A 1,592-nucleotide genomic window follows, 5' to 3' on the forward strand; every position below is an offset into this window, starting at 1 on the left:
CGAGGTGTGTCAGAGAAAATGCACCAGATCGGGCCGGAAATACCCATCAGCCGCAGGAGTGGTTAAAGGGGATCCTGGCGTAGTTCTCGCCGGGTCGCAACCCGGGCCTCGTGTGCGGCGTCCAGTCCGGCGCGGCGAGCGGCTCGGATCGCCTCACCGCGGCCATGGTGCTCATCGTCGGGCGTGACGTACCCGATGCCCTCATGCAGCCTGACCTCGTTGTAGAACGTCCGGATCGCGTCCAGTTCCGCCTCCAGCTCGTACGGGTCTGTGATCTTGTCCAGGTGCGGGAACTCGTCCTTGACGTGCCCGAACAGCGACTCGATCCACGCCTGGTCGTTCGGGGTGCCGGGACGCCCGAAGTGCTGGGCGATCCGCGCTCCGGCCATGAACATCCGCGTGGCCGAGGAGGTCATCTGCGGCCCGTTGTCCGACACCGCCAGCAGCACCGGGAAGTCGTCGTGGTCGGGCACCTGGCCACCGCGCAGCTCGGCCAGGAACGCCTCGTCATCGAGGAGATGGTCCTTGCCCAGCACGGCCAAGGCGCGGGTGTAGGCCACCTCGACCTGCGTGGAGGTCTCCTCCGCCGAGACGACGGTCGCCAGCCAGTACCGCGACACCACGTCCATGACCGCGATCGCGCACCACGACGGCAGGCCCCGGAAGTGCGTGAAGTCATAGATCGTGATAACGCCGGGCACCAGATCGGCCCACTCGGGCCACGCCCGGCGCGGACGGCGCTCCCGGGCCGGACGCTCGGGCACGACCACGCCGGCAGCCCGCAGCACCCGCAACACCGTCGACTCAGAGGCGTAGAAGGCATCCAGCCGCGACCCGCGATGGGCGAGCTTGCGATGGCTGCGGTCGATCTCCAGCCACTCCTCGGCAATCTTGACGATCGCCTCGCGTTCCCACGGCAGCAACGCGTGCAGCGCGATCTCCGGCCCAGGCTTGGCGTCATCGAGCCGCCCGAGGACGGCACGCGCTTGCCAGCGCAGCACCCGCACGTGATCCAGCCCCAGCGTCGCTGCCGCCTGCCGGGTCGACCAGCCGCCCGCACGCGCCGCGTACGCGACGAGTTCCAGCAGACCGGCCTTGACGCGGGCGTCGACTCGCGGCGGGACCAGGCCGGCGTTCAGCCCCATAGCGATTTTCCCTGGTGGAGATGGAGGGCGACGGCCTGCTCGGTCACCGTCGCACGCAGCCGCTCGATCTCGCGCCGGGCGGCCTCCAGCTCGACCTGCTCGGGACTCTTGCCCGGACGCCCGGCGGTCGAGGTGCCCGCGAGCGCGTCCAGGGCGCCCTGCTTGGCGGTCTTGCAGATCTGGTTCACCGTCATCCGGTTGACGCCGTACTTGTCGGCCGCCTGGCCCTGGGTGGACTGGCCGGTGAGCACCTCGACGAACACCTGGTACTTCACCGACGGCGCCAGCCGCGTACGCTTACCTGTCCCACCCGTGCGCGACGGGGACTGCTTGGGGTCCTGCTGTGGTCCTGCCACCTGCTCCAACCTCTTCCACGGAGTGATCAAACTACCCGCGGTTGATGGGTGTTTCGGACCGGGACTGGTTCATTGACTCTGACGCGGAAGG

At 68.8% G+C, this 1,592-nt stretch carries 2 protein-coding genes; both read right to left on the reverse strand.

The genetic code is table 11. The annotated features are described in order from the left end of the window. Positions 1-62 precede the first annotated feature (62 nt). The gene (locus ABGB18_RS49265) at positions 63-1,145 is read right to left on the reverse strand and encodes an integrase core domain-containing protein (RefSeq protein WP_347702649.1); all 1,083 of its coding nucleotides are present in this window, start codon (positions 1,143-1,145) and stop codon (positions 63-65) included. Beyond that, a complete protein-coding gene (locus ABGB18_RS49270) occupies positions 1,136-1,501 on the reverse strand; it encodes a hypothetical protein (protein ID WP_347702650.1) in 366 nt (121 codons plus the stop codon). Before ABGB18_RS49270 ends, ABGB18_RS49265 begins: the two co-directional genes overlap by 10 nt. Positions 1,502-1,592 lie beyond the last annotated feature (91 nt).

The organism is Nonomuraea sp. B12E4 (assembly GCF_039871825.1).
Lineage (GTDB): Bacteria > Actinomycetota > Actinomycetes > Streptosporangiales > Streptosporangiaceae > Nonomuraea.

Bases quoted from the DNA above. Each gene is read 5' to 3' on its own strand.
- ABGB18_RS49265 (WP_347702649.1), bottom strand. From the start codon at position 1,145: ATGGGGCTGAACGCCGGCCTGGTCCCGCCGCGAGTCGACGCCCGCGTC.